This window comes from Pseudomonas sp. ATCC 43928 (assembly GCF_005938665.2).
GTDB lineage: Bacteria > Pseudomonadota > Gammaproteobacteria > Pseudomonadales > Pseudomonadaceae > Aquipseudomonas.
This window is the reverse complement of the sequence record NZ_CP041753.1, coordinates 1980492-2001040: the sequence shown is the minus strand read 5'-3', so window position 1 is coordinate 2001040 and position 20549 is coordinate 1980492. Positions and strand designations below refer to the sequence as shown.

Below are 20549 nucleotides of genomic sequence, written 5' to 3'. Positions count from 1 at the left end.
TCGACTCAGAGGGAATCCAAATCCAGCAGTTTTTGCAGGTACTGACCATAGCCAGTCTTCTTCAGCCTATCGGCCTGAGCGCCCAACTGTTCAGCGGTAATCCAACCGTTGTTGTAGGCGATCTCCTCCAGGCAGGCCACTTTCAAGCCTTGACGCTGCTCGATCGTGTGCACGAAGTGACTGGCCTCGAGCAACGAGTCGTGAGTCCCCGTGTCCAGCCAGGCAAAACCGCGTCCGAGCATTTCTACATTGAGGGTGTTCTGCTCGAGGTAGGCGCGGTTAACGTCGGTGATTTCCAACTCGCCACGCTCGGACGGCTTGATGTTCTTGGCGATCTCGACAACCTGGTTGTCGTAGAAGTACAGGCCAGTCACCGCGTAGCTGGATTTTGGCTTCAGCGGCTTCTCTTCGATGCTCAAGGCACGGCCGGCAGCGTCGAACTCGACGACACCAAAACGCTCTGGATCCGACACGTGATAGCCGAATACAGTCGCGCCGCGTTCTTGAGTGCTAGCCGAACGCAGGTTGTCCGAGAAGTGTTGACCGTAAAAGATGTTGTCGCCCAGGATCAGGCAGCAAGGATCCTTGCCAATGAATTCTTCGCCGATGATGAAAGCCTGAGCCAGACCATCCGGGCTAGGTTGCTCGGCATAAGTCAGCTTGATGCCGTACAGGCTGCCGTCACCCAACAACTTCTGGAAACATGGCAGGTCTTCAGGCGTGGAGATAATCAGGACTTCGCGCATACCGGCGAGCATCAGCACCGACAGCGGATAGAAGATCATCGGCTTGTCGTAGATTGGCAGCATTTGCTTGGATACGCCGAGGGTCAGCGGGTGCAGACGAGTGCCCGAGCCGCCAGCGAGGATGATGCCTTTACGATTTGTCGTGGTCATTTATTCAGGACTTCCATAAGCATTCGGGTGACACCACTTTGCCAATCCGGCAAGTGTAGAGAAAAATTTTCGCGCAGCTTCTGAGTGTTCAACCGGGAATTCAGAGGGCGGCGTGCCGGTGTTGGATAAGCGGTCGTGTCGATCGGATTGATTGCCGTGACAGCAAGCTCTTCACCGTTGGCCTTGGCAAAACCAATCACATGGCTGGCATAGCCGTGCCAGGACACTTCGCCAGCGGCCGCCAGATGATACAGGCCCGCCAGCTCAGGACGCTGCAAGACTTGCTGAATAGCCAGCGCCGTCACGTCGGCGATCAGGTCTGCGCCGGTAGGGGCGCCGATCTGGTCGGCGATGACGCTCAGGGTTTCGCGATCCTTGGCCAGGCGCAACATAGTCTTGGCGAAGTTGTTGCCGCGTGCGCCATAGACCCAACTGGTGCGGAAGATCAGGTGCTTGCAGCCGGAGGCGATAATCGCCTGCTCGCCGGCAAGTTTGCTGGCACCGTAGTGATTCACCGGCGCGACAGCATCTGTCTCTTGCCATGGCGTCAGGCCTTCACCGCTGAACACGTAATCGGTCGAGTAGTGAATCAGCCACGCCCCTAGAGATGCCGCCTCTTCAGCCATGACCTGACTCGCCTGACCGTTCACGCGGTCGGCCAACTCTGTCTCGGACTCAGCTTTATCGACCGCCGTGTAGGCCGCTGCGTTGACGATGACGTCTGGTTTGACCTGACGAATCGTCGTGCGCAACGCATCGAGATCAGACAGGTCACCGCTCAAACCATCAACCGGGTGACGATCCAATGCGATCAGTTCACCAAGAGGCGCCAGGGAGCGTTGCAGCTCCCAGCCCACTTGACCGTTTTTTCCCAACAGGAGGATTTTCATGCCTTGTCCGAACGGTCCGTGTAGTTCTGGTCGATCCATTGCTGGTAGCTGCCGCTCTTCACGTGAGCGACCCACTCAGCGTTGTTCAGATACCACTCGACGGTTTTGCGGATGCCGGTTTCAAAAGTCTCTTCCGGCGTCCAACCCAGCTCACGCTGGATCTTGCTGGCGTCGATCGCGTAACGCTGGTCGTGGCCCGGGCGATCCTGAACGTAGGTGATCAGGCTGGCGTGTGGACGATGAGCGGAGTCTGGACGCAGCTCGTCGAGCAGTGCACAAAGGGTATGCACCACTTCGATGTTTTGTTTCTCGTTATGGCCGCCGATGTTGTAGGTCTCGCCGATAACACCTTCGGTCACGACTTTGTAGAGTGCGCGGGCGTGGTCTTCGACGTAGAGCCAGTCACGGACCTGATTGCCTTTGCCGTAGACCGGCAGCGGCTTGCCTTCCAGCGCGTTGAGAATGATCAGCGGGATCAACTTCTCAGGGAAGTGGCAAGGACCGTAGTTGTTCGAGCAGTTGGTGACCAGGGTCGGCAAGCCATAAGTACGGCTCCAGGCGCGAACCAGGTGATCGGAACTGGCCTTGCTCGCGGAGTAAGGCGAACTTGGCTGATATGGCGTTGTTTCGGTGAAGAGGTCTTCCGGACCTTCAAGGTCTCCGTAAACTTCGTCAGTCGAAATGTGGTGGAAGCGGAAGCTGGCTTTACGCGCGTCATCCAGCGCCGCCCAGTAGTGGCGCGCAGCTTCAAGCAGGGTGTAAGTGCCAATAATGTTGGTCTGGATGAATTCGGACGGGCCGGAGATCGAGCGATCAACGTGGGACTCTGCGGCCAGGTGCATGATGGCATCCGGCTGGTGTTCACGCAGGACACGGTCAATTTGATCGCGGTCACAGATATCGACGCGCTCGAACGCATAGCGCGGGTCTTCGCTGACTTCGGCCAAGGACTCAAGATTGCCGGCATAAGTCAGCTTATCGACGTTAACGACAGCGTCAGTGGTGTTGGAGATGATATGACGGATGACCGCCGAGCCAATAAACCCGGCGCCGCCGGTAACTAGAATTTTCACGCGAAACCATACCCTTGAGTTGCTGACAGGGCCGCCAACCGAGCACTGTCGAATCCATGAATGCAAAAGCCATCAAATTCGCTGAGGCTTCTGACAGAGTCAGTCTGAACCGATGTGGGAATATGCCACTATCGGATAAGCGCAGCATTTTACAGCTAAATGAAGGTTTTACTAATGGATATAGACAAGCTGTGATGCAAATCCGATGCTCACCATGGGTTTGTCGCAATCAGACAAGGCGCTTGCGTGAGGCTCTGGACGTACGCCCCAGAAACCAGCCGAGAACCGGCCCTATCACCATACCGATCAGCAACGTAATCACCATGATCAACGACACTGGCAACTGCGGGCTCGCCCACCCCAGGAACAGCAGTGACATGGCCTGCTGATTCTCAAGAACGAACGCCAGGATCGCCAGAACAAGCAAAAGGACAAATACAGCAAGGAGTACGCGCTTGAAGTTACGCATCAGCGGCCCCCTGGAGTGCAACAGCCGTCAAAGCCCTTCCTCCTCATCCTCGTTCACACGATCACGCAGTTCTTTGCCTGGCTTGAAATGTGGAACGAACTTGCCGTCAAGGCTGACGGACTGACCGGTTTTTGGATTACGCCCCACGCGCGGCGCGCGATAGTGCAGTGAAAAGCTGCCAAAACCACGGATCTCGATTCGATCACCAGTGGCCAGACATTGGGACATTTGCTCAAGCATGGTCTTGATGGCCAGCTCCACATCTTTAGATGAGAGTAGCCCTTGATGGGTGACAATTCGTTCGATCAACTCCGACTTCGTCATATTTTTCCCTTCTTTTTCAAGCAGCTAGATCAGCGCTTCAAAGGTTTTAGCATGCCCCGAGTAATTTGAACAGCCCGAGTGTTGACATATCGTCCCCAGCAGCGAGATGCCCGATTTCAAGGCACCGGAACTCTGATCGAACCCACACACTCACCTGCAGATAACCAGCATGGTGCGTGTCAGATAGCCCGCGGGATTGAAACCGAAAGGGAATATATCTTCCTCCTTGGCGTCATCAGACCTTACGATGACTTTATAACCTGCCCCTTTACACTCCTTGGCCGCTCGCTTGTGACACCTCTCCCATCCCGAGCCCAATCCCGAACAATCGACCTCTATACCACTGACGCCGCGCACCACATGAGTCTTGGCGCTGGTGGTACAACCTGCCAATGTCATTACTGCTATCACGACAATGAGCTTATTCATTCACTTCCTTATGCCGGATACGCAACCCGGCGGTCGTTCACTTCAGACTAAGCCTAGCCTTGAATAGACGATTGACCTGTATGAAGTTACAGACAACTTATGTAGATCATTGGTTTCACGAAAGAAATATTGCAGCGTCAGCACGTCTGGGATTCACCAAATCGCAGACACAAAAAAGGGCGACCGAAGTCGCCCTTTTTCTATGGTCTGACAGAACTCAGTTCTGTTTTTCCATTTGTGCACGCAACAGGTCGCCCAGAGTGGTAGGACCAGCAGCGATGTCAGCAGCAGGCTTGTCTTTCAAGCTCTGGATTGCTTCTTTCTCTTCAGCATCATCTTTCGACTTGATGGAGAGCTGGATTACGCGGCTCTTGCGATCAACGCTGATGATCTTGGCTTCTACTTCCTGGCCTTCTTTCAGAACGTTACGCGCGTCTTCAACGCGGTCACGGCTGATTTCGGAGGCTTTCAGAGTCGCTTCGATATCGTCGGCCAGAGTGATGATGGCGCCTTTAGCGTCAACTTCTTTCACGATGCCTTTAACGATGGCGCCTTTGTCGTTCTCTTGAACGTACTCGGAGAACGGATCGCTTTCCAGTTGCTTGATACCCAGGGAGATGCGCTCGCGCTCTGGGTCAACCGACAGGATAACGGTGTCCAGCTCGTCGCCTTTCTTGAAGCGGCGTACGGCTTCTTCGCCCACTTCGTTCCAGGAGATGTCGGACAGGTGAACCAGACCGTCGATGCCGCCGTCCAGACCAATGAAGATACCGAAATCGGTGATCGACTTGATGGTGCCGGAGATTTTATCGCCCTTGTTGAACTGGCCAGAGAAATCTTCCCATGGGTTAGATTTGCACTGCTTGATGCCGAGGGAGATACGACGACGCTCTTCGTCGATGTCCAGAACCATAACTTCCACTTCGTCGCCGACTTGTACGACTTTCGAAGGGTGGATGTTCTTGTTGGTCCAGTCCATTTCGGAAACGTGCACCAGACCTTCAACGCCTTCTTCCAGCTCAGCGAAGCAGCCGTAGTCGGTCAGGTTGGTTACACGAGCGGTAACGCGAGTGCTTTCTGGGTAACGGGCTTTGATAGCAACCCATGGATCTTCACCCAGTTGCTTGAGGCCCAGGGAAACACGATTGCGCTCGCGATCGTACTTCAGAACCTTGACATCGATCTCGTCGCCAACATTGACGATTTCGGAAGGATGCTTGATACGCTTCCAAGCCATGTCGGTAATGTGCAGCAGGCCATCGACGCCACCCAGATCGACGAATGCGCCGTAATCGGTGAGGTTCTTGACGATACCTTTGACTTGTTGGCCTTCCTGCAGGGATTCCAGCAGAGCTTCACGCTCGGCGGAGTTCTCGGCTTCGAGGACGCTGCGACGGGAAACGACAACGTTGTTGCGTTTCTGGTCGAGCTTGATGACCTTGAATTCCAGCTCTTTGCCTTCCAGGTGCGTGGTGTCGCGCACTGGACGGACGTCAACCAGAGAACCTGGCAGGAACGCACGGATGCCGTTAACGTCGACAGTGAAGCCGCCTTTAACCTTACCGTTGATAACGCCCTTGACCACTTCTTCGGCTGCGAAGGCTGCTTCCAGAACAATCCAGCATTCAGCGCGCTTGGCTTTTTCACGGGACAGCTTGGTTTCACCAAAGCCGTCTTCAACCGAGTCCAGAGCAACGTGAACTTCGTCACCGACGTTGATGTTCAGTTCGCCAGCGTCGTTGTAGAACTGCTCAAGCGGGATGAGTGCTTCAGACTTCAGGCCAGCGTGAACGGTTACCCAGCGAGCTTGGTAATCGATATCAACGATAACACCGGTGATGATGGAGCCTGCCTGAAGGTTCAGGGTTTTTAGGCTTTCTTCAAAGAGTTCCGCAAAGCTTTCGCTCATTTTAATTCCTGTTGATAAGGGCGAAGAATACGCCCATCTCCACATCCCAGACGATGTGGGTTAGTTTCATTTAAAAGAAGCTCCGCAGGACTATGACTGGTCCCCTGCGGCCCTCTTGGTCACCCGGCGATATCGCGAATGGCGATCTCGCTCATGATGCGTTCCAGCACCTGGTCGATGGATAATTCCGTGGAATCCAGCTGTATGGCGTCAGCCGCCGGTTTGAGCGGGGCTACCGCTCGCTGGGTGTCACGCTCATCGCGCGCACGTATCTCATCTAGCAGACTCGACAGACTAACACCATCGACTTTGCCCTTCAACTGCAAGTAACGTCGGCGCGCACGCTCTTCGGCACTGGCAGTGAGGAAAATCTTCAAGGGCGCGTCGGGAAATACCACCGTACCCATGTCGCGACCATCGGCCACCAGACCCGGCGCCTCCTGAAAAGCCCGCTGACGCTGCAACAACGCCTCGCGAACCGCAGGCAACGCGGCGACCTGCGAGGCACCCGAGCCGACACTCTCGGTACGGATCACATCGCTGACTTCATCACCTTCCAGAATAATGCGCTGCAACTGACCGTCGGTCGCTGCGATGAACTGCACATCCAGATGAGCGGCGAGCTTCTTGAGCAATTCCTCATTGGTCAGGTCGACGCCATGGTTATGCGCGGCGAAAGCCAGCAATCGATAAAGTGCACCGGAATCCAGCAGGTTCCAGCCCAGGCGCTTGGCCAGAATCCCGGCGACAGTACCTTTGCCAGAGCCGCTTGGCCCATCAATAGTGATGACCGGTGCAATGCTGATCACGACTGAGCCTCTTGTGCAACACGGATACCGACCTGCGCGCACAGCGCGAGGAAGTTCGGGAACGAGGTCGCGACGTTGGCGCAATCATGGATGCGGATCGGCGCAGTGGCGCGCAGTGAAGCCACGCTGAAGGCCATGGCAATCCGGTGGTCGCCGTGACCGTGCACTTCGCCGCCGCCGATCTGGCCGCCGTCGATGATGAGGCCGTCCGGAGTGGGCTCGCACTTGACGCCCAGCGCCAGCAGACCGTCCGCCATGACCTGGATCCGGTCCGATTCCTTCACGCGCAGCTCTTCGGCACCACGCAGCACAGTGCGACCTTCGGCACATGCAGCCGCCACGAACAGCACCGGAAACTCGTCGATAGCCAGTGGCACCAGCGCTTCGGGAATCTCGATACCTTTGAGTTTAGCTGCCCGTACGCGCAAGTCCGCTACCGGTTCGCCGCCGACTTCACGCTGGTTTTCCAGAGTGATGTCAGCGCCCATCAGACGCAGGATGTCGATTACGCCGGTACGGGTCGGGTTGATGCCGACGTGTTCGAGCACCAGCTCCGAACCCTCGGCAATCGACGCCGCCACCAGGAAGAACGCCGACGACGAGATATCGCCCGGCACCTCAATGTGGGTCGCGGTCAGCTTGTGGCCGGACTCGACCGAGGCGGTCGCCCCGTTAACGGTCACCGGGTAGCCGAAGCCGCGCAACATGCGCTCAGTGTGGTCGCGAGTCGGTGCCGGCTCGGTGACCGTGGTCTTGCCTTCGGCATACAGCCCCGCCAGCAGCAGGCAGGATTTAACCTGGGCACTGGCCATCGGCATGGTGTAAGTCAGGCCCTTGAGCTTGTTGCCGCCACGAATGGTCATCGGTGGACGACCGTCAGCGGCGGTCTCGATCACAGCGCCCATTTCACGTAGCGGATTGGCCACGCGATTCATCGGACGCTTGGACAACGAAGCGTCGCCGGTCAGGGTACTGTCGAAGTTCTGCGCAGCCAGCAGGCCAGACAGCAGACGCATCGAAGTGCCGGAGTTACCCAGATAGATCGGGCCCGGCGCAGGCTTCAGGCCATGCAGGCCGACGCCGTGAATGGTCACGCGACCATGGTGCGGACCTTCGATGACGACACCCATGTCGCGGAAAGCTTGCAGGGTCGCCAGGGCGTCTTCGCCCTCGAGGAAACCTTCCACTTCAGTGACGCCTTCGGCCAGGGAACCGAGCATGATCGAGCGGTGGGAAATCGATTTGTCGCCCGGTACACGAATCCGCCCAGTCAGGCGGCCACCAGGTTGTGCCAGGAAAATCAGATCGTTGGAATTCATAGCGTCCACATAGGCCCGGCGGGCCAGGATTTTACTGAAATGCTCGCGGGCAACCCGGGCGCGAGTGAACACGCCCAACAATTGGTGCCCATCCCCTGCATCGACCGCGTCGCGCAAGGCGTCGAGGTCGCTGCGAAATGTATCGAGTGTGCGCAGGACAGCTTCGCGGTTGGCGAGGAAGATGTCGTGCCACATGACCGGGTCGCTACCGGCGATTCTTGTGAAATCGCGGAAACCGCCCGCAGCGTAACGGAAGATCTCAAGATTTTCATTGCGTTTGGCCAATGAATCGACCAAACCGAACGCCAGCAAGTGCGGCAAATGGCTGGTCGCCGCCAACACTTCGTCATGACGCTCGACTTGCATGTGCTCGACGTCGGCGCCCAATTCGCGCCACAACCGGTCGACCACCGCCAGCGCGGCCGGATCGGTCTGATCCAGCGGCGTCAGAATCACTTTATGGCGACGGAACAGGTCAGCATTGGAGGCTTCCACCCCGCTCTGCTCGGAACCGGCAATCGGATGCCCTGGCACGAAACGCGCCGGCATACCGCCAAACGCCTCGGTCGCCGCGCGCACCACATTGCCCTTGGCACTGCCGACGTCAGTCAGGATCGCCTGCCCCAGATCCATGCCCGCCAACAGCGCGAGCAGTTTCTCCATGGCCAGGATCGGCACCGCCAACTGAATCACGTCCGCGCCCTGGCAAGCCGCCACCAGGTCTTCTTCGCAGCGATCCACCACACCCAACTCGACCGCCAGCTTGCGCGACTGCGGGTCGAGATCGACCCCGACCACTTCGCGGCACAGACCGCTTTCACGCAGGCCTTTGGCAAACGAACCGCCGATCAAACCCAGACCGACCACCACCAGGCGACCGATCATAGGTTCAGCAGATTGCAGTGCAGTGACATCAACCACGAGCCATAACCTTGGTCAGCGCCTCGAGGAAGCGGCTGTTTTCCGCTGGCAAACCGATGGTGATGCGCAGGTGATTCGGCATGCCGTAGTTGGCCACCGGACGCACGATCACGCCTTCGCGCAGCAACCCCTGGAAAACCGGGGCAGCAACGCGACCCAGATCGACACAGATGAAGTTGCCTTTGGAGGGAATCCAGCTCAGCCCCAACTCACGGAAACCCGCCTCAAGCTGCTGCATGCCGGATTGGTTCAGGCGACGGCTTTCAGCCAGGTACTCGACGTCTTGCAGCGCGGCACAAGCGGCGGCCAGCGCAAGGCTGTTGACGTTGAACGGCTGACGCACGCGATTGAGCACATCGGCGACGATGGCCGAGGACAAACCGTAGCCGACCCGCAGCGACGCCAGACCATAGGCCTTGGAGAAGGTGCGCGAGACCAGCAGGTTCGGATAGGCCGCCAGATAGTCCAGGCCATCCGGCAAGTCGCTGCCTTCGGCGTACTCGATGTAGGCCTCGTCCAGCACCACCAGCACATGGGCCGGAACGTCCTGCAGGAATTCATCCAGCGCCTCGGCATCGAACCAGGTCCCGGTCGGGTTGTTCGGGTTGGCGATGAACACCACGCGGGTATCGGCATCGATCGCGGCCAGCATCGCCGGCAGATCATGACCCCAGTCTTTGGCCGGGATCACTTTTGCCTGGGCACCAACGGCCTGGGTCGCGATCGGATAGACCGCAAACGCATGCTCGCTGAACACCGCGTTCAGGCCCGGCGCCAGATAGGCACGCGCCACCAGCTCCAGAATATCGTTGGAGCCGTTGCCCAGCGTCACTTGGTTCAGCTCGACGCGACACTGATCGGCCAACAGGGTTTTGAGCGCAAAACCATTGCCGTCCGGATAGCGGGTCAGCTCGGCCAGCGCTTCGCGAATCGCCGCCAGCGCCTTGGGACTGGCGCCCAACGGGTTTTCGTTGCTCGCCAGCTTGACGATGCTGGCCGGATCGAGGTTCAGCTCACGGGCCAGTTCGTCCACAGGCTTACCCGGAACGTAAGGCGAAAGTTGTTGCACGCCCGGCTGTGCCAGAGCGAGGAAGTTGCCACTCATTTGCTACCGCCCTTAGAGAACTGCTTTCGGGTAGGAACCCAGCACTTTGAGTGCCACCGCTTCCTGACTGATCTTTTCCAGCACACCTTTGACCAGCGGGTCGCGGTGATGGCCGACGAAGTCGATGAAGAACACGTAGGTCCATTTACCGCTGCGCGACGGACGGGTCTCGATCCGTGTCAGATCGATGCCATTGTCGTGGAACGGCACCAGCAACTCGTGGAGAGCGCCGGGCTTGTTGCTCATGGAAACGATGATCGAGGTCTTGTCATCACCGGTCGGCGGCACTTCCTGGCTGCCGATCATCAGGAATCGCGTGGAGTTGTCCGGGCGATCCTCGATTTTCTCAGCCAGACGGGTCAACCCGTAGAGGCCGGCAGCCATGTCGCCGGCAATCGCTGCCGAGTTCCACTCACCCTTGACCCGTTTGGCCGCTTCGGCGTTGCTGGACACCGCCACGCGCTCGACATTCGGGTAATGGGCGTCCAGCCACTTGCGGCACTGGGCCAGGGACTGGGCGTGGGAATAGATGCGGCTGATGCTGTCGGTCTTGGTGTTTTCGCCAACCAACAGGTGATGGTGAATACGCAGCTCGACTTCGCCACAGATCACCATGTCGTGCTCGAGGAAGCTGTCGAGGGTGTGGTTGACCGCGCCTTCGGTGGAGTTTTCCACCGGGACCACGCCAAAGTTCACCGCACCGGCCGCCACTTCACGGAACACTTCGTCGATCGCCGCCATTGGCTTGCTGATCACCGCGTGACCGAAGTGCTTCATGGCCGCAGCCTGAGTGAAGGTACCTTCAGGGCCGAGGTAAGCCACTTTCAGCGGCTGCTCGAGGGCCAGGCACGAGGACATGATTTCGCGGAACAGCCGCGCCATCTCTTCGTTGCCCAGCGGCCCCTGGTTACGCTCCATCACGCGCTTGAGCACCTGAGCTTCACGCTCAGGACGATAGAACACCGGCACTTCGCCTTCGGCCAGCGAGGCCATCTTTACTCGCGCAACTTCCTGGGCGCAGCGTGCGCGCTCACTGATCAGCTCCAGGACCTTTTCGTCCAGAGCATCAATGCGCAGGCGCAGTGCCTTGAGTTCTTGCTCAGACATTAGCCGTGTTCCTTCTCGAACTCTGCCATGTACGAAACCAGTGCGTTGACCGCAACGATATCGACGGCGTTATAGATGGAGGCACGCATGCCGCCCACGGAACGGTGACCTTTGAGGTTCAACAGGCCACGTTCGTCGGCACCGGCCAGGAACGGCTTGTCGAGACGATCGTCGGCCAGACGGAACGGCACGTTCATCCACGAGCGGTCCGACTTGTTGATCGGGTTGCTGTACAAGCCGCTGGCGTCGATGAAGTCGTACAGCGTGCGCTGCTTCACTTCATTGAGCTTGCCGATGGCTTCGACGCCGCCCTGCTCTTTCAGCCACTCGAACACCAGGCCGGACAAGTACCAGGCCAGGGTTGGCGGCGTGTTGTACATCGAGCCGTTGTCGGCCGCGACCTTGTAGTTGAGCATGGTCGGGCAGATGGAACGGGCGTTACCCAGCAGGTCTTCGCGAACGATGTTGACGACGATGCCGCTCGGACCGATGTTTTTCTGGGCCCCGGCGTAGATCATGCCGAAACGCGAGACATCCACCGGGCGCGAAAGAATGTCCGAGGACATGTCGGCGACCAGCGGCACATCACCGGTTTCCGGGATCCACTGGAATTCCAGGCCGCCGATGGTTTCGTTCGGCGCGTAGTGAACGTAGGCCGCATCTTTCGACAGGTTCCATTCGTTCTGACCGGGAATAGCGAAATAGTCGTAAGGCTTGGCGGTTGCGGCAACGTTGACGTGGCCGTAGCGCGAGGCTTCTTCGATCGCCTTCTGAGACCAGATACCGGTGTCGATATAGTCGGCGGTGCCGCTTTCCGGCAACAGGTTCAGCGGAATCTGAGCAAATTGCTGGCTCGCGCCACCTTGCAGAAACAGCACTTTATAGTTCGAGGGGATATTCAGCAGATCACGCAGATCCTGCTCGGCCTTGTTGGCAATGGACACGAACTCATCGCTGCGATGGCTCATTTCCATGACCGACAGGCCCTTGCCGTGCCAATCAAGGAGTTCAGCCTGGGCGCGCTTCAGGACAGCTTCGGGAAGCGCCGCAGGACCGGCACAGAAGTTATAGGCTCTCTTGCTCACATCCAATCTCGCTCTGATTTGGTGGTATCACGCAATAAATCTGTAGGAGCTGTCGAGCAGAGCGAGGCTGCGATCTTTTAGTGCTGAGCGAAAGCAAGAGCCAGATCAAGAGATCGCAGCATCGCTTCGCTCGACAACTCCTACATAAAAAACAATTCCACAGTTCCCTGAGGACAAACAACAAGGGGGCGAATCTTCATCCGCCCCCTGCTTGCCCGCTTACTCCTGCGGCTCTTCGTCGGCGGCGGCGTCGAGTTGCTGGTCGTCGGCAACATCGTCGATCACGACCTCACCCTCGAACACTGCACCCTCTTCACCTGCAAGCCCTTCGCCTTCAAGCTCTTCGCCTTCGACTTCCGACGGCTCCTGAACCCGCTCCAGGCCCACCAGCGTTTCATCGTTGGCCAGCTTGATCAGGGTCACACCCTGGGTGTTACGGCCCAGGCTGGACACTTCGTCGACGCGGGTACGAACCAACGTACCCTGGTCGGAAATCAGCATGATTTCCTCGCCGTCGAGCACTTGGACCGCGCCGACCAGACGGCCGTTACGCTCGTTGCTGACCATGGCGATAACACCCTGACCGCCACGCTTGTACTCAGGGAACTCGGTGATCGCGGTGCGCTTGCCGAAACCACGCGCCGAAGCGGTGAGGATCTGGCTGCCTTCTTCCGGGATCAACATGGAAATCAGCTTCTGGCCTTCCGGCAGACGCATGCCGCGGACACCGCGAGCGGTACGGCCCATGGCGCGAACGTCGGTTTCCTTGAAGCGAGTCACCTTGCCGCCGTCGGAGAACAGCATGACTTCGCGATCGCCATCGGTAATGGCCGCAGAGATCAGCACGTCGCCCTCATCCAGCTCCAGCGCGATCAGACCGACGCTGCGCTGACGGCTGAAGGATTCCAGCGGGGTCTTCTTCACGGTGCCTTTGGCAGTGGCCATGAAGATGAAGTGACCTTCGGTGTATTCCTCGACCGGCAGCATGGTGGTGATGTATTCATCACTGTCCAGCGGCAGCAGGTTGACCAGCGGGCGACCACGGGCCGCGCGGGAGGCTTCCGGGATTTCGTAGGTTTTCAGCCAGTACACTTTGCCTTTGCTGGAGAACAGCAGCAGCGTGGTGTGGCTGTTGGCGACCAGCAGGTGAGCGATGTAGTCCTCATCCTTCACGCCGGTAGCCGATTTACCTTTACCGCCACGACGCTGAGCCTGGTACGCAGCCAAAGGCTGGGTCTTGGCGTAGCCACCGTGGGAAATGGTCACGACGCGCTCTTCTTCCGGGATCATGTCGCCCAGGGTCAGGTCGAGACGGGCATCGAGAATCTCGGTGCGACGCACATCGCCGTACTCGGCGCGGATCACTTCCAGCTCTTCGCGGATCACTTCCATCAGGCGCGTGGCGCTGTTGAGGATGCGGATCAGCTCGCCGATCTGGTTGAGGATCTCTTGATACTCGGCCAGCAGCTTCTCGTGCTCCAGACCGGTCAGGCGGTGCAGACGCAGTTCCAGAATGGCTTGCGCCTGTTCCGGCGACAGGAAGTACTTGCCGTCGCGCAGACCGTATTGCGGATCGAGGTTTTCCGGACGGCACGAATCGGCACCGGCACGTTCAACCATTGCAACCACCGCGGAGGACTCCCACGGCGTGCTGATCAGCGCTTCCTTGGCTTCCGACGGGGTCGGCGAAGCCTTGATCAGGGCGATGACCGGGTCGATGTTCGACAGGGCAACCGCCTGACCTTCCAGGATGTGGCCACGTTCGCGCGCTTTACGCAGCTCGAACACGGTACGACGGGTCACGACTTCGCGACGGTGACGAACGAAGGCTTCCAGCAGATCCTTGAGGTTGAGGATCCGCGGACGGCCGTCGATCAGCGCAACGATGTTGATGCCGAACACGCTTTGCAGCTGAGTCTGGGCGTAGAGGTTGTTGAGGATCACCTCAGGCACTTCGCCGCGACGCAGCTCGATCACGACGCGCATACCGTCCTTGTCGGACTCGTCGCGCAGCTCGGTGATGCCTTCAAGCTTCTTCTCTTTGACCAGCTCGGCGATCTTCTCGATCAGACGGGCCTTGTTCAGCTGGTAAGGGAGTTCGGTAATGACGATCTGCTGACGACCACCGACCTTGTCGATGTCTTCGATGATTGAGCGGGCACGCATGTAAATGCGCCCGCGACCGGTGCGGTAGGCTTCGATGATGCCGGCGCGACCGTTGATGATCGCGGCGGTCGGGAAGTCCGGACCAGGGATGTATTGCATCAGCTCATCGACAGTCAGCTCCGGATTGTCGATGAGTGCCAGGCAACCGTCGATGACTTCACCGAGGTTGTGCGGCGGAATGTTGGTCGCCATGCCCACGGCGATACCGCTGGAGCCGTTGACCAGCAGGTTGGGGATCTTGGTCGGCATGACCGCGGGGATCATTTCGGTGCCGTCGTAGTTCGGCACCCAGTCCACGGTTTCTTTATGCAGGTCGGCCAGCAGCTCGTGCGCCAGCTTGGTCATGCGTACTTCGGTGTATCGCATGGCCGCGGCGTTGTCGCCGTCCACCGAACCGAAGTTGCCCTGACCGTCCACCAGCAGGTAACGCAGCGAGAATGGCTGCGCCATCCGAACGATGGTGTCGTACACCGCGGTATCACCGTGCGGGTGATACTTACCGATCACGTCACCGACAACACGGGCAGATTTCTTGTACGGCTTGTTGAAGTCGTTGCCCAGCTCGCTCATCGCGAACAGCACACGCCGGTGCACGGGCTTCAAGCCATCGCGCGCATCCGGCAGTGCCCGCCCGACAATAACGCTCATCGCGTAGTCGAGGTAGGACTGCTTCAGCTCGTCTTCGATATTGACCGGGAGGATTTCTTTGGCCAGTTCGCCCATGAGAAGCCTGATTCCTTTTTCTGGTGAAACTTCGTCACATCCATATGGGACGAACGAAGCTCGCCGGTACAGACTGAGTGCCATGCACCGACTTACGACAAATCAACGAGTTATGCCATGGATCTGCGCAGTAAAGGCAGCCACATCAGGCTACCCTGGAAACCGCCGGATGTTATCACAAGAGCCGCCACGCACCTATCCCCCAGATGCGCATGGAGCATAGTTAGTTGACCGGTGACAGGCTTGAAGGAGACGAGAGGGGCTTAGAGGCGTGATCAACCGGCATTCAACCGTATTTTTCACTTGTAAACACCGATTTCGTGCAGCCTGAATGATTTAATGCAGACGCTTGCGGCACATCAATTGAGCCATTTTCGCGGTGTCCGGGCGCTCGACGATGCCTTTTTCGGTGACGATCGCATCGATCAGGTCGGCCGGGGTCACGTCGAAAACCGGGTTGAACGCTTCCACATCTGCCCCCACCCGCTTGCCGCCAACTTCCAGCAACTCGCGGCCATCACGCTCCTCGATAGGAATCTCGTCGCCACTGGCCAGGTTCATGTCGATGGTCGAACTCGGCGCCACCACCATGAAGCGCACGCCGTGGTGCATGGCGTTGACCGCCAACTGGTAGGTACCGATCTTGTTCGCCACATCGCCATTGGCGGTAATCCGGTCGGCGCCGACGATCACCCAGGTCACACCCTTGGTTTTCATGATGTGCGCGGCAGCGGAATCGACATTGAGGGTCACCGGAATACCCTCATTGGCCAATTCCCACGCAGTCAATCGCGAACCTTGCAGCCATGGCCGGGTTTCGTCGGCGTAGACGCGCTCGACCATGCCTTCGATGAACGCCCCGCGAATCACCCCCAGCGCCGTGCCGAAACCACCGGTGGCCAGTGCACCGGTGTTGCAATGCGTAAGGATCGCCTGGGCGTTGCCTTGATGTTTGCGGATCAGGTCGACGCCCAACTGGGCCATGGTCAGGTTGGCTTCGCGATCACTTTCGTGGATGGCGATGGCTTCGGCTTCCAGCACCGACAACGGATCGGCGTGCTCCCTCAGGCGCTCAAGCCGCTCACGCATGCGACCCAAGGCCCAGAACAGATTGACCGCGGTCGGACGGGAGTCGGCCAGCAGCGCGAAATCCTCTTCCAGCGCCGCTTGCCAGTCGCCACCTTCGGCAAAACGGGTACGGGCCGCCAGCACCACGCCATAGGCCGCACTGATGCCAATAGCCGGCGCACCGCGCACCACCATCGAGCGAATGGCTTCGGCCACACCCGCAGCGCTGGTGTAGGCGATCCAGGTTTCCTCGAACGGCAAAATACGCTGATCCAGCAAGTACAGTGCGCCATCACGCCAATCGATGGCCTTCACCTTCTCCGCAGCCAACAGTCGATCGCGCATCCCACACCCCGCACTCATGAACAAAAGCCGCCGATTATAGCGATCCCCCCGCGAAGACGCTCGGGTATACTTCGCCATCCTTTACAAAAGCACTGGAACCGACTCTCGATGCCGACCCCCACCGCTGCGCTCGACCTATTATTGCTGCCGACCTGGCTGGTACCCGTCGAACCGGCTGGCGTGGTCCTTAAAGAGCATGCCCTGGGTATCCGCGACGGTCGTATCGTGTTTATCGGCCCACGCGCAGCAGCCTTGAAGCTTAACGCAACCGAAGTGCGCGAATTGCCGGGCATGCTGCTCAGCCCGGGCCTGATCAATGCCCACGGGCATGCAGCAATGACGCTGTTCCGCGGCCTGGCCGACGATCTGCCGCTGATGACCTGGCTGGAAAACCACATCTGGCCGGCCGAAGCCAAATGGGTCGACGAGGCGTTCGTACGCGACGGCACGGACCTGGCCATCGCCGAGCAGATCAAAGGTGGCATCACCTGCTTCTCTGACATGTATTTCTTCCCGAAGGTCGCCAGCGAACGCGTACATAACAGCGGCATTCGCGCCCAGATCGCCATTCCGATCCTCGACTTCCCGATTCCAGGCGCCAGCACGGCGGATGAAGCCATTCGTCAGGGCGTCGAATTATTCGGCGATCTCAAGCATCACGAACGGATCAAAGTCACCTTCGGCCCCCATGCCCCGTACACCGTGGGTGACGAAAACCTGGAAAAAATCCGGGTGATCGCCGAAGAGCTTGACGCCTCGATTCACATGCATGTCCACGAAACCGCCTTCGAAGTGCAGCAGTCGGTGGAGCAGCGCGGCGAACGCCCGCTGGCCCGCCTCGGCCGCCTGGGCCTGCTCGGACCGCGCTTCCAGGCCGTTCACATGACCCAGATCAGCGATGAAGACCTGGCGCTGCTGGTAGAAAGTAACACCAATGTGATTCATTGCCCGGAGTCGAACCTGAAGCTGGCCAGTGGCTTCTGCCCGGTCGAGCGCTTGTGGCAGGCTGGGGTGAATGTGGCAGTCGGCACCGATGGCGCGGCCAGCAATAATGACCTGGACCTGCTTGGTGAAACCCGCACCGCCGCATTGCTGGCCAAGGCTGTCGCCGGCTCGGCCACCGCGCTGGACGCCCATCGCGCCCTGCGCATGGCCACGCTCAATGGCGCCCGCGCGCTGGGAATCGAAGCGCAAACCGGTTCGCTGGAAGTCGGCAAGGCGGCAGACATCGTCGCATTCGACCTGTCGGGCCTGGCGCAGCAACCGGTCTACGACCCGGTTTCGCAACTTATATATGCCACTGGCCGCGACTGCGTGAAACACCTTTGGGTCGCCGGCAAGCAACTGCTCGACGACCGCCGCCTGACCCGCCTGGATGAAGCGCAACTGTGCGCCACCGCCAAGGCCTGGGGCAGGCGCATCAGCGGCCACACCGAATCGTAAGCACCCTGGACCAACACCGGGGCAACAGAATTTTTCAAGTTTTAGAGGACTGACACCATGAGCAACGTCGACCACGCCGAAATCGCCAAATTCGAAGCCCTGGCCCATCGCTGGTGGGACCGCGAAAGCGAGTTCAAACCGCTGCACGACATCAACCCCCTGCGGGTCAACTGGATCGACGAGCGCGTCAATCTGGCCGGCAAGAAAGTCCTCGACGTCGGTTGCGGCGGCGGCATCCTCAGCGAAGCCATGGCCCAGCGCGGCGCCACCGTGATGGGCATCGACATGGGCGAAGCGCCGCTGGCGGTCGCGCAATTGCATCAACTGGAATCCGGCGTAAACGTCGAGTACCGGCAAATCACCGCCGAAGCCCTGGCCGAAGAAATGCCTGAGCAGTTCGACGTCGTCACCTGCCTGGAAATGCTTGAACACGTTCCGGATCCGTCCTCGGTGATCCGCGCCTGCTTCCGCATGGTCAAGCCTGGCGGCCAGGTGTTCTTCTCCACCATCAACCGCAATCCGAAGGCCTATCTGTTCGCCATCGTCGGCGCCGAATACATCATGAAGCTGCTGCCGCGTGGCACTCACGACTTCAAGAAATTCATCCGCCCTTCCGAGCTCGGTGCCTGGAGTCGCATGGCCGGCCTGACCGTCAAGGACATCATCGGCCTGACCTACAACCCGCTGACCAAGCACTACAAACTGGCATCCGATGTCGACGTCAACTACATGATCCAGACCCTGCGCGAGGAGTAAGCCGATGCGTATCAGAGCAGTTCTTTTCGACATGGACGGCACCCTGCTCGACACCGCGCCGGACTTCATCGCCATCTGCCAGGCGATGCGTGCCGAGCGTGGTTTGCCGCCGATGAACGACAAGCACATCCGTGACGAGATCTCCGGCGGCGCCAGGGCGATGGTCGCGGTGACTTTCTCGATGGACCCGGAATCGCCGGGCTTCGAGGAGCTGCGCCTGGAGTTTCTGGAGCGCTATGTCAAAGGTTGCGCGGTGCACAGCAAGCTCTTCGACGGCATGGGCGAATTGCTGGCCGACATCGAGAAGGCCAACCTGATCTGGGGCGTGGTCACCAACAAGCCGCTGCGCTTCGCCGAGCCGATCATGCAGCAATTGGGGCTGGCCGAGCGTTCGGCGCTGCTGATCTGCCCGGATCATGTGAAGAACAGCAAACCGGACCCGGAGCCGTTGATCCTGGCGTGCAAGATGCTCGACCTCGATCCGGCCAGCGTGCTGTTCGTCGGCGATGACCTGCGCGATATCGAATCCGGCCGCGATGCCGGCACCAGAACAGCCGCCGTGACCTACGGCTACATTCATCCGGAGGATAACCCGCGGCATTGGGGCGCGGATGTGGTGGTCGATCATCCAATGGAGTTGCGCCTGGTGCTGGATAGCGCTTTGTGCAGTTGCTGATTACAGAGGCTTTTGTGGCGAGGGAGCTTGCTCCCGCGCCACAAATACGATGCCTGCCTGTTGAATTGTGTTGAGGTTTTTTATGTTTGATTATTCCGCCCGTCCTGAATTGCTCAAGGACCGGGTCATCCTGGTCACCGGCGCTGGCCGAGGCATCGGTGCTGCCGCCGCGAAAACCTACGCCGCTCATGGCGCCACCGTGTTGCTGCTGGGCAAGACCGAAGCCAATCTGACTCAGGTATACGACGAAATCGAAGCGGCCGGGCATCCACAACCGGTGGTGATCCCGTTCAACCTGGAAACCGCCCTGCCCCACCAATACGATGAACTGGCGGCCATGATCGAAACCGAATTCGGCCACCTCGACGGCCTGCTTCACAACGCGTCGATCATCGGCCCACGCACACCGATCGAGCAGTTGTCCGGCGAGAACTTCATGCGCGTCATGCAGGTCAACGTCAACGCCATGTTCATGCTCACCAGCACCCTGCTGCCGCTGCTCAAGCTATCGCAGGACGCCTCGGTGGTGTTCACCTCCAGCAGCGTCGGTCGCAAGGGTCGTGCGTATTGGGGCGCTTACGGCGTGTCCAAGTTCGCCACCGAAGGCCTGATGCAAACCCTGGCCGACGAAGTAGACACCGTCGCCCCCGTGCGCTCCAACAGCATCAACCCCGGCGCCACCCGCACCAGCATGCGCGCTCAGGCCTACCCTGGGGAAAATCCGCTGAACAACCCTACACCCGAGGAGATCATGCCGGTCTACCTTTACTTGATGGGGCCGGACAGTACCGGCATCAACGGTCAGGCGTTCGACGCTCAGTAATGCCCGTGCGTCGCTTTTGTGCCGCGACGACTTCCCGTCGCGGCACGCAAAGCCCGTGATAACTGTTGCTGTTTCAAGTCAAATAAATGCCAATACCCCCGACACCATCCTTCGCAACCTCCCCAACCTTGTTGATTTAGAACGCTTTTTAACCGACTGAACCGAATGGCACGACTTTCGCTCTAATTTTGCTCAGACACGCCGTGTGAAAGC

Annotated in this window: 18 protein-coding genes; 4 read left to right on the top strand and 14 right to left on the bottom strand. The window is 59.0% G+C overall.

Translation table 11 applies throughout. The annotated features are described in order from the left end of the window. Positions 1–5 precede the first annotated feature (5 nt). The 14 genes from rfbA to mtnA form a co-directional block, all read right to left on the bottom strand. On the bottom strand, positions 6–896 hold the full coding sequence (gene rfbA, locus FFH90_RS09080) for a glucose-1-phosphate thymidylyltransferase RfbA (protein WP_064616662.1): 891 nt from the start codon (positions 894–896) through the stop codon (positions 6–8). Then, positions 893–1786 carry a dTDP-4-dehydrorhamnose reductase gene (gene rfbD / locus FFH90_RS09075; RefSeq protein WP_111454896.1) on the bottom strand — a complete coding sequence of 298 codons (894 nt, stop codon included), beginning with the start codon at positions 1784–1786 and terminating at the stop codon, positions 893–895. Before rfbD ends, rfbA begins: the two co-directional genes overlap by 4 nt. After that, positions 1783–2859, bottom strand: a complete 1077-nt coding sequence (gene rfbB / locus FFH90_RS09070; RefSeq protein ID WP_086944628.1) for a dTDP-glucose 4,6-dehydratase — start codon at positions 2857–2859, stop codon at positions 1783–1785. The genes rfbD and rfbB overlap by 4 nt, the downstream gene beginning before the upstream one ends. A gap of 229 nt (positions 2860–3088) precedes the next feature. Then, on the bottom strand, positions 3089–3328 hold the full coding sequence (locus tag FFH90_RS09065; RefSeq protein ID WP_064616656.1) for a LapA family protein: 240 nt from the start codon (positions 3326–3328) through the stop codon (positions 3089–3091). A gap of 27 nt (positions 3329–3355) precedes the next feature. Beyond that, positions 3356–3652: an integration host factor subunit beta gene (gene ihfB / locus FFH90_RS09060; RefSeq protein ID WP_003369729.1), complete on the bottom strand. Its 297-nt coding sequence runs from the start codon at positions 3650–3652 to the stop codon at positions 3356–3358. Positions 3653–3802: 150 nt separating this feature from the next. Beyond that, positions 3803–4081, bottom strand: a complete 279-nt coding sequence (locus FFH90_RS09055) for a hypothetical protein (protein ID WP_019650498.1) — start codon at positions 4079–4081, stop codon at positions 3803–3805. A gap of 217 nt (positions 4082–4298) precedes the next feature. Beyond that, on the bottom strand, positions 4299–5990 hold the full coding sequence (gene rpsA / locus FFH90_RS09050) for a 30S ribosomal protein S1 (protein ID WP_018929851.1): 1692 nt from the start codon (positions 5988–5990) through the stop codon (positions 4299–4301). Positions 5991–6109: 119 nt separating this feature from the next. Beyond that, entirely contained in the window at positions 6110–6799 is a 690-nt protein-coding gene (cmk, locus tag FFH90_RS09045) for a (d)CMP kinase (protein ID WP_007939921.1), read from the bottom strand. Further along, positions 6796–9003 carry a bifunctional prephenate dehydrogenase/3-phosphoshikimate 1-carboxyvinyltransferase gene (locus FFH90_RS09040; RefSeq protein WP_018929852.1) on the bottom strand — a complete coding sequence of 736 codons (2208 nt, stop codon included), beginning with the start codon at positions 9001–9003 and terminating at the stop codon, positions 6796–6798. Before FFH90_RS09040 ends, cmk begins: the two co-directional genes overlap by 4 nt. 28 nt (positions 9004–9031) lie before the next feature. Next, on the bottom strand, positions 9032–10144 hold the full coding sequence (hisC, locus tag FFH90_RS09035) for a histidinol-phosphate transaminase (protein WP_007939918.1): 1113 nt from the start codon (positions 10142–10144) through the stop codon (positions 9032–9034). A 12-nt stretch (positions 10145–10156) separates the two neighbouring features. After that, positions 10157–11251: a prephenate dehydratase gene (pheA, locus tag FFH90_RS09030; protein WP_007899727.1), complete on the bottom strand. Its 1095-nt coding sequence runs from the start codon at positions 11249–11251 to the stop codon at positions 10157–10159. Beyond that, on the bottom strand, positions 11251–12336 hold the full coding sequence (gene serC / locus FFH90_RS09025) for a 3-phosphoserine/phosphohydroxythreonine transaminase (RefSeq protein ID WP_138867017.1): 1086 nt from the start codon (positions 12334–12336) through the stop codon (positions 11251–11253). Before serC ends, pheA begins: the two co-directional genes overlap by 1 nt. Before the next feature lie 219 nt (positions 12337–12555). Further along, the gene (gene gyrA, locus FFH90_RS09020; protein ID WP_018929855.1) at positions 12556–15225 is read right to left on the bottom strand and encodes a DNA gyrase subunit A; all 2670 of its coding nucleotides are present in this window, start codon (positions 15223–15225) and stop codon (positions 12556–12558) included. Between the two features lie 336 nt (positions 15226–15561). Beyond that, on the bottom strand, positions 15562–16638 hold the full coding sequence (mtnA, locus tag FFH90_RS09015; protein ID WP_018929856.1) for an S-methyl-5-thioribose-1-phosphate isomerase: 1077 nt from the start codon (positions 16636–16638) through the stop codon (positions 15562–15564). Positions 16639–16746: 108 nt separating this feature from the next. Between mtnA and FFH90_RS09010 the strand changes: the two genes are divergently transcribed. The 4 genes from FFH90_RS09010 to FFH90_RS08995 all read left to right on the top strand — a co-directional run bounded on the left by FFH90_RS09010 (position 16747) and on the right by FFH90_RS08995 (position 20336). Beyond that, positions 16747–18081: a TRZ/ATZ family hydrolase gene (locus FFH90_RS09010; protein WP_138867016.1), complete on the top strand. Its 1335-nt coding sequence runs from the start codon at positions 16747–16749 to the stop codon at positions 18079–18081. A 57-nt stretch (positions 18082–18138) separates the two neighbouring features. Beyond that, a complete protein-coding gene (gene ubiG, locus FFH90_RS09005; protein ID WP_018929858.1) occupies positions 18139–18837 on the top strand; it encodes a bifunctional 2-polyprenyl-6-hydroxyphenol methylase/3-demethylubiquinol 3-O-methyltransferase UbiG in 699 nt (232 codons plus the stop codon). Between the two features lie 4 nt (positions 18838–18841). Next, positions 18842–19513: an N-acetylmuramic acid 6-phosphate phosphatase MupP gene (mupP, locus tag FFH90_RS09000; protein WP_018929859.1), complete on the top strand. Its 672-nt coding sequence runs from the start codon at positions 18842–18844 to the stop codon at positions 19511–19513. Positions 19514–19595: 82 nt separating this feature from the next. Next, positions 19596–20336, top strand: coding sequence for a YciK family oxidoreductase (locus FFH90_RS08995; RefSeq protein WP_007939907.1), 741 nt, complete (start codon positions 19596–19598; stop codon positions 20334–20336). Positions 20337–20549: the final 213 nt, after the last annotated feature.

What these genes read in the sequence shown, in the direction of transcription:
- hisC (WP_007939918.1), bottom strand. Translation starts at nt 10,144, where the DNA reads ATGAGTGGCAACTTCCTCGCTCTGGCACAGCCGGGCGTGCAACAACTT.
- ubiG (WP_018929858.1), top strand. Translation starts at nt 18,139, where the DNA reads ATGAGCAACGTCGACCACGCCGAAATCGCCAAATTCGAAGCCCTGGCC.
- mtnA (WP_018929856.1), bottom strand. Translation starts at nt 16,638, where the DNA reads ATGCGCGATCGACTGTTGGCTGCGGAGAAGGTGAAGGCCATCGATTGG.
- mupP (WP_018929859.1), top strand. Translation starts at nt 18,842, where the DNA reads ATGCGTATCAGAGCAGTTCTTTTCGACATGGACGGCACCCTGCTCGAC.
- FFH90_RS09040 (WP_018929852.1), bottom strand. Translation starts at nt 9,003, where the DNA reads ATGATCGGTCGCCTGGTGGTGGTCGGTCTGGGTTTGATCGGCGGTTCG.
- rfbD (WP_111454896.1), bottom strand. Translation starts at nt 1,786, where the DNA reads ATGAAAATCCTCCTGTTGGGAAAAAACGGTCAAGTGGGCTGGGAGCTG.
- FFH90_RS09055 (WP_019650498.1), bottom strand. Translation starts at nt 4,081, where the DNA reads ATGAATAAGCTCATTGTCGTGATAGCAGTAATGACATTGGCAGGTTGT.
- pheA (WP_007899727.1), bottom strand. Translation starts at nt 11,251, where the DNA reads ATGTCTGAGCAAGAACTCAAGGCACTGCGCCTGCGCATTGATGCTCTG.
- FFH90_RS08995 (WP_007939907.1), top strand. Translation starts at nt 19,596, where the DNA reads ATGTTTGATTATTCCGCCCGTCCTGAATTGCTCAAGGACCGGGTCATC.
- FFH90_RS09065 (WP_064616656.1), bottom strand. Translation starts at nt 3,328, where the DNA reads ATGCGTAACTTCAAGCGCGTACTCCTTGCTGTATTTGTCCTTTTGCTT.
- rfbA (WP_064616662.1), bottom strand. Translation starts at nt 896, where the DNA reads ATGACCACGACAAATCGTAAAGGCATCATCCTCGCTGGCGGCTCGGGC.
- gyrA (WP_018929855.1), bottom strand. Translation starts at nt 15,225, where the DNA reads ATGGGCGAACTGGCCAAAGAAATCCTCCCGGTCAATATCGAAGACGAG.
- ihfB (WP_003369729.1), bottom strand. Translation starts at nt 3,652, where the DNA reads ATGACGAAGTCGGAGTTGATCGAACGAATTGTCACCCATCAAGGGCTA.
- rpsA (WP_018929851.1), bottom strand. Translation starts at nt 5,990, where the DNA reads ATGAGCGAAAGCTTTGCGGAACTCTTTGAAGAAAGCCTAAAAACCCTG.
- FFH90_RS09010 (WP_138867016.1), top strand. Translation starts at nt 16,747, where the DNA reads ATGCCGACCCCCACCGCTGCGCTCGACCTATTATTGCTGCCGACCTGG.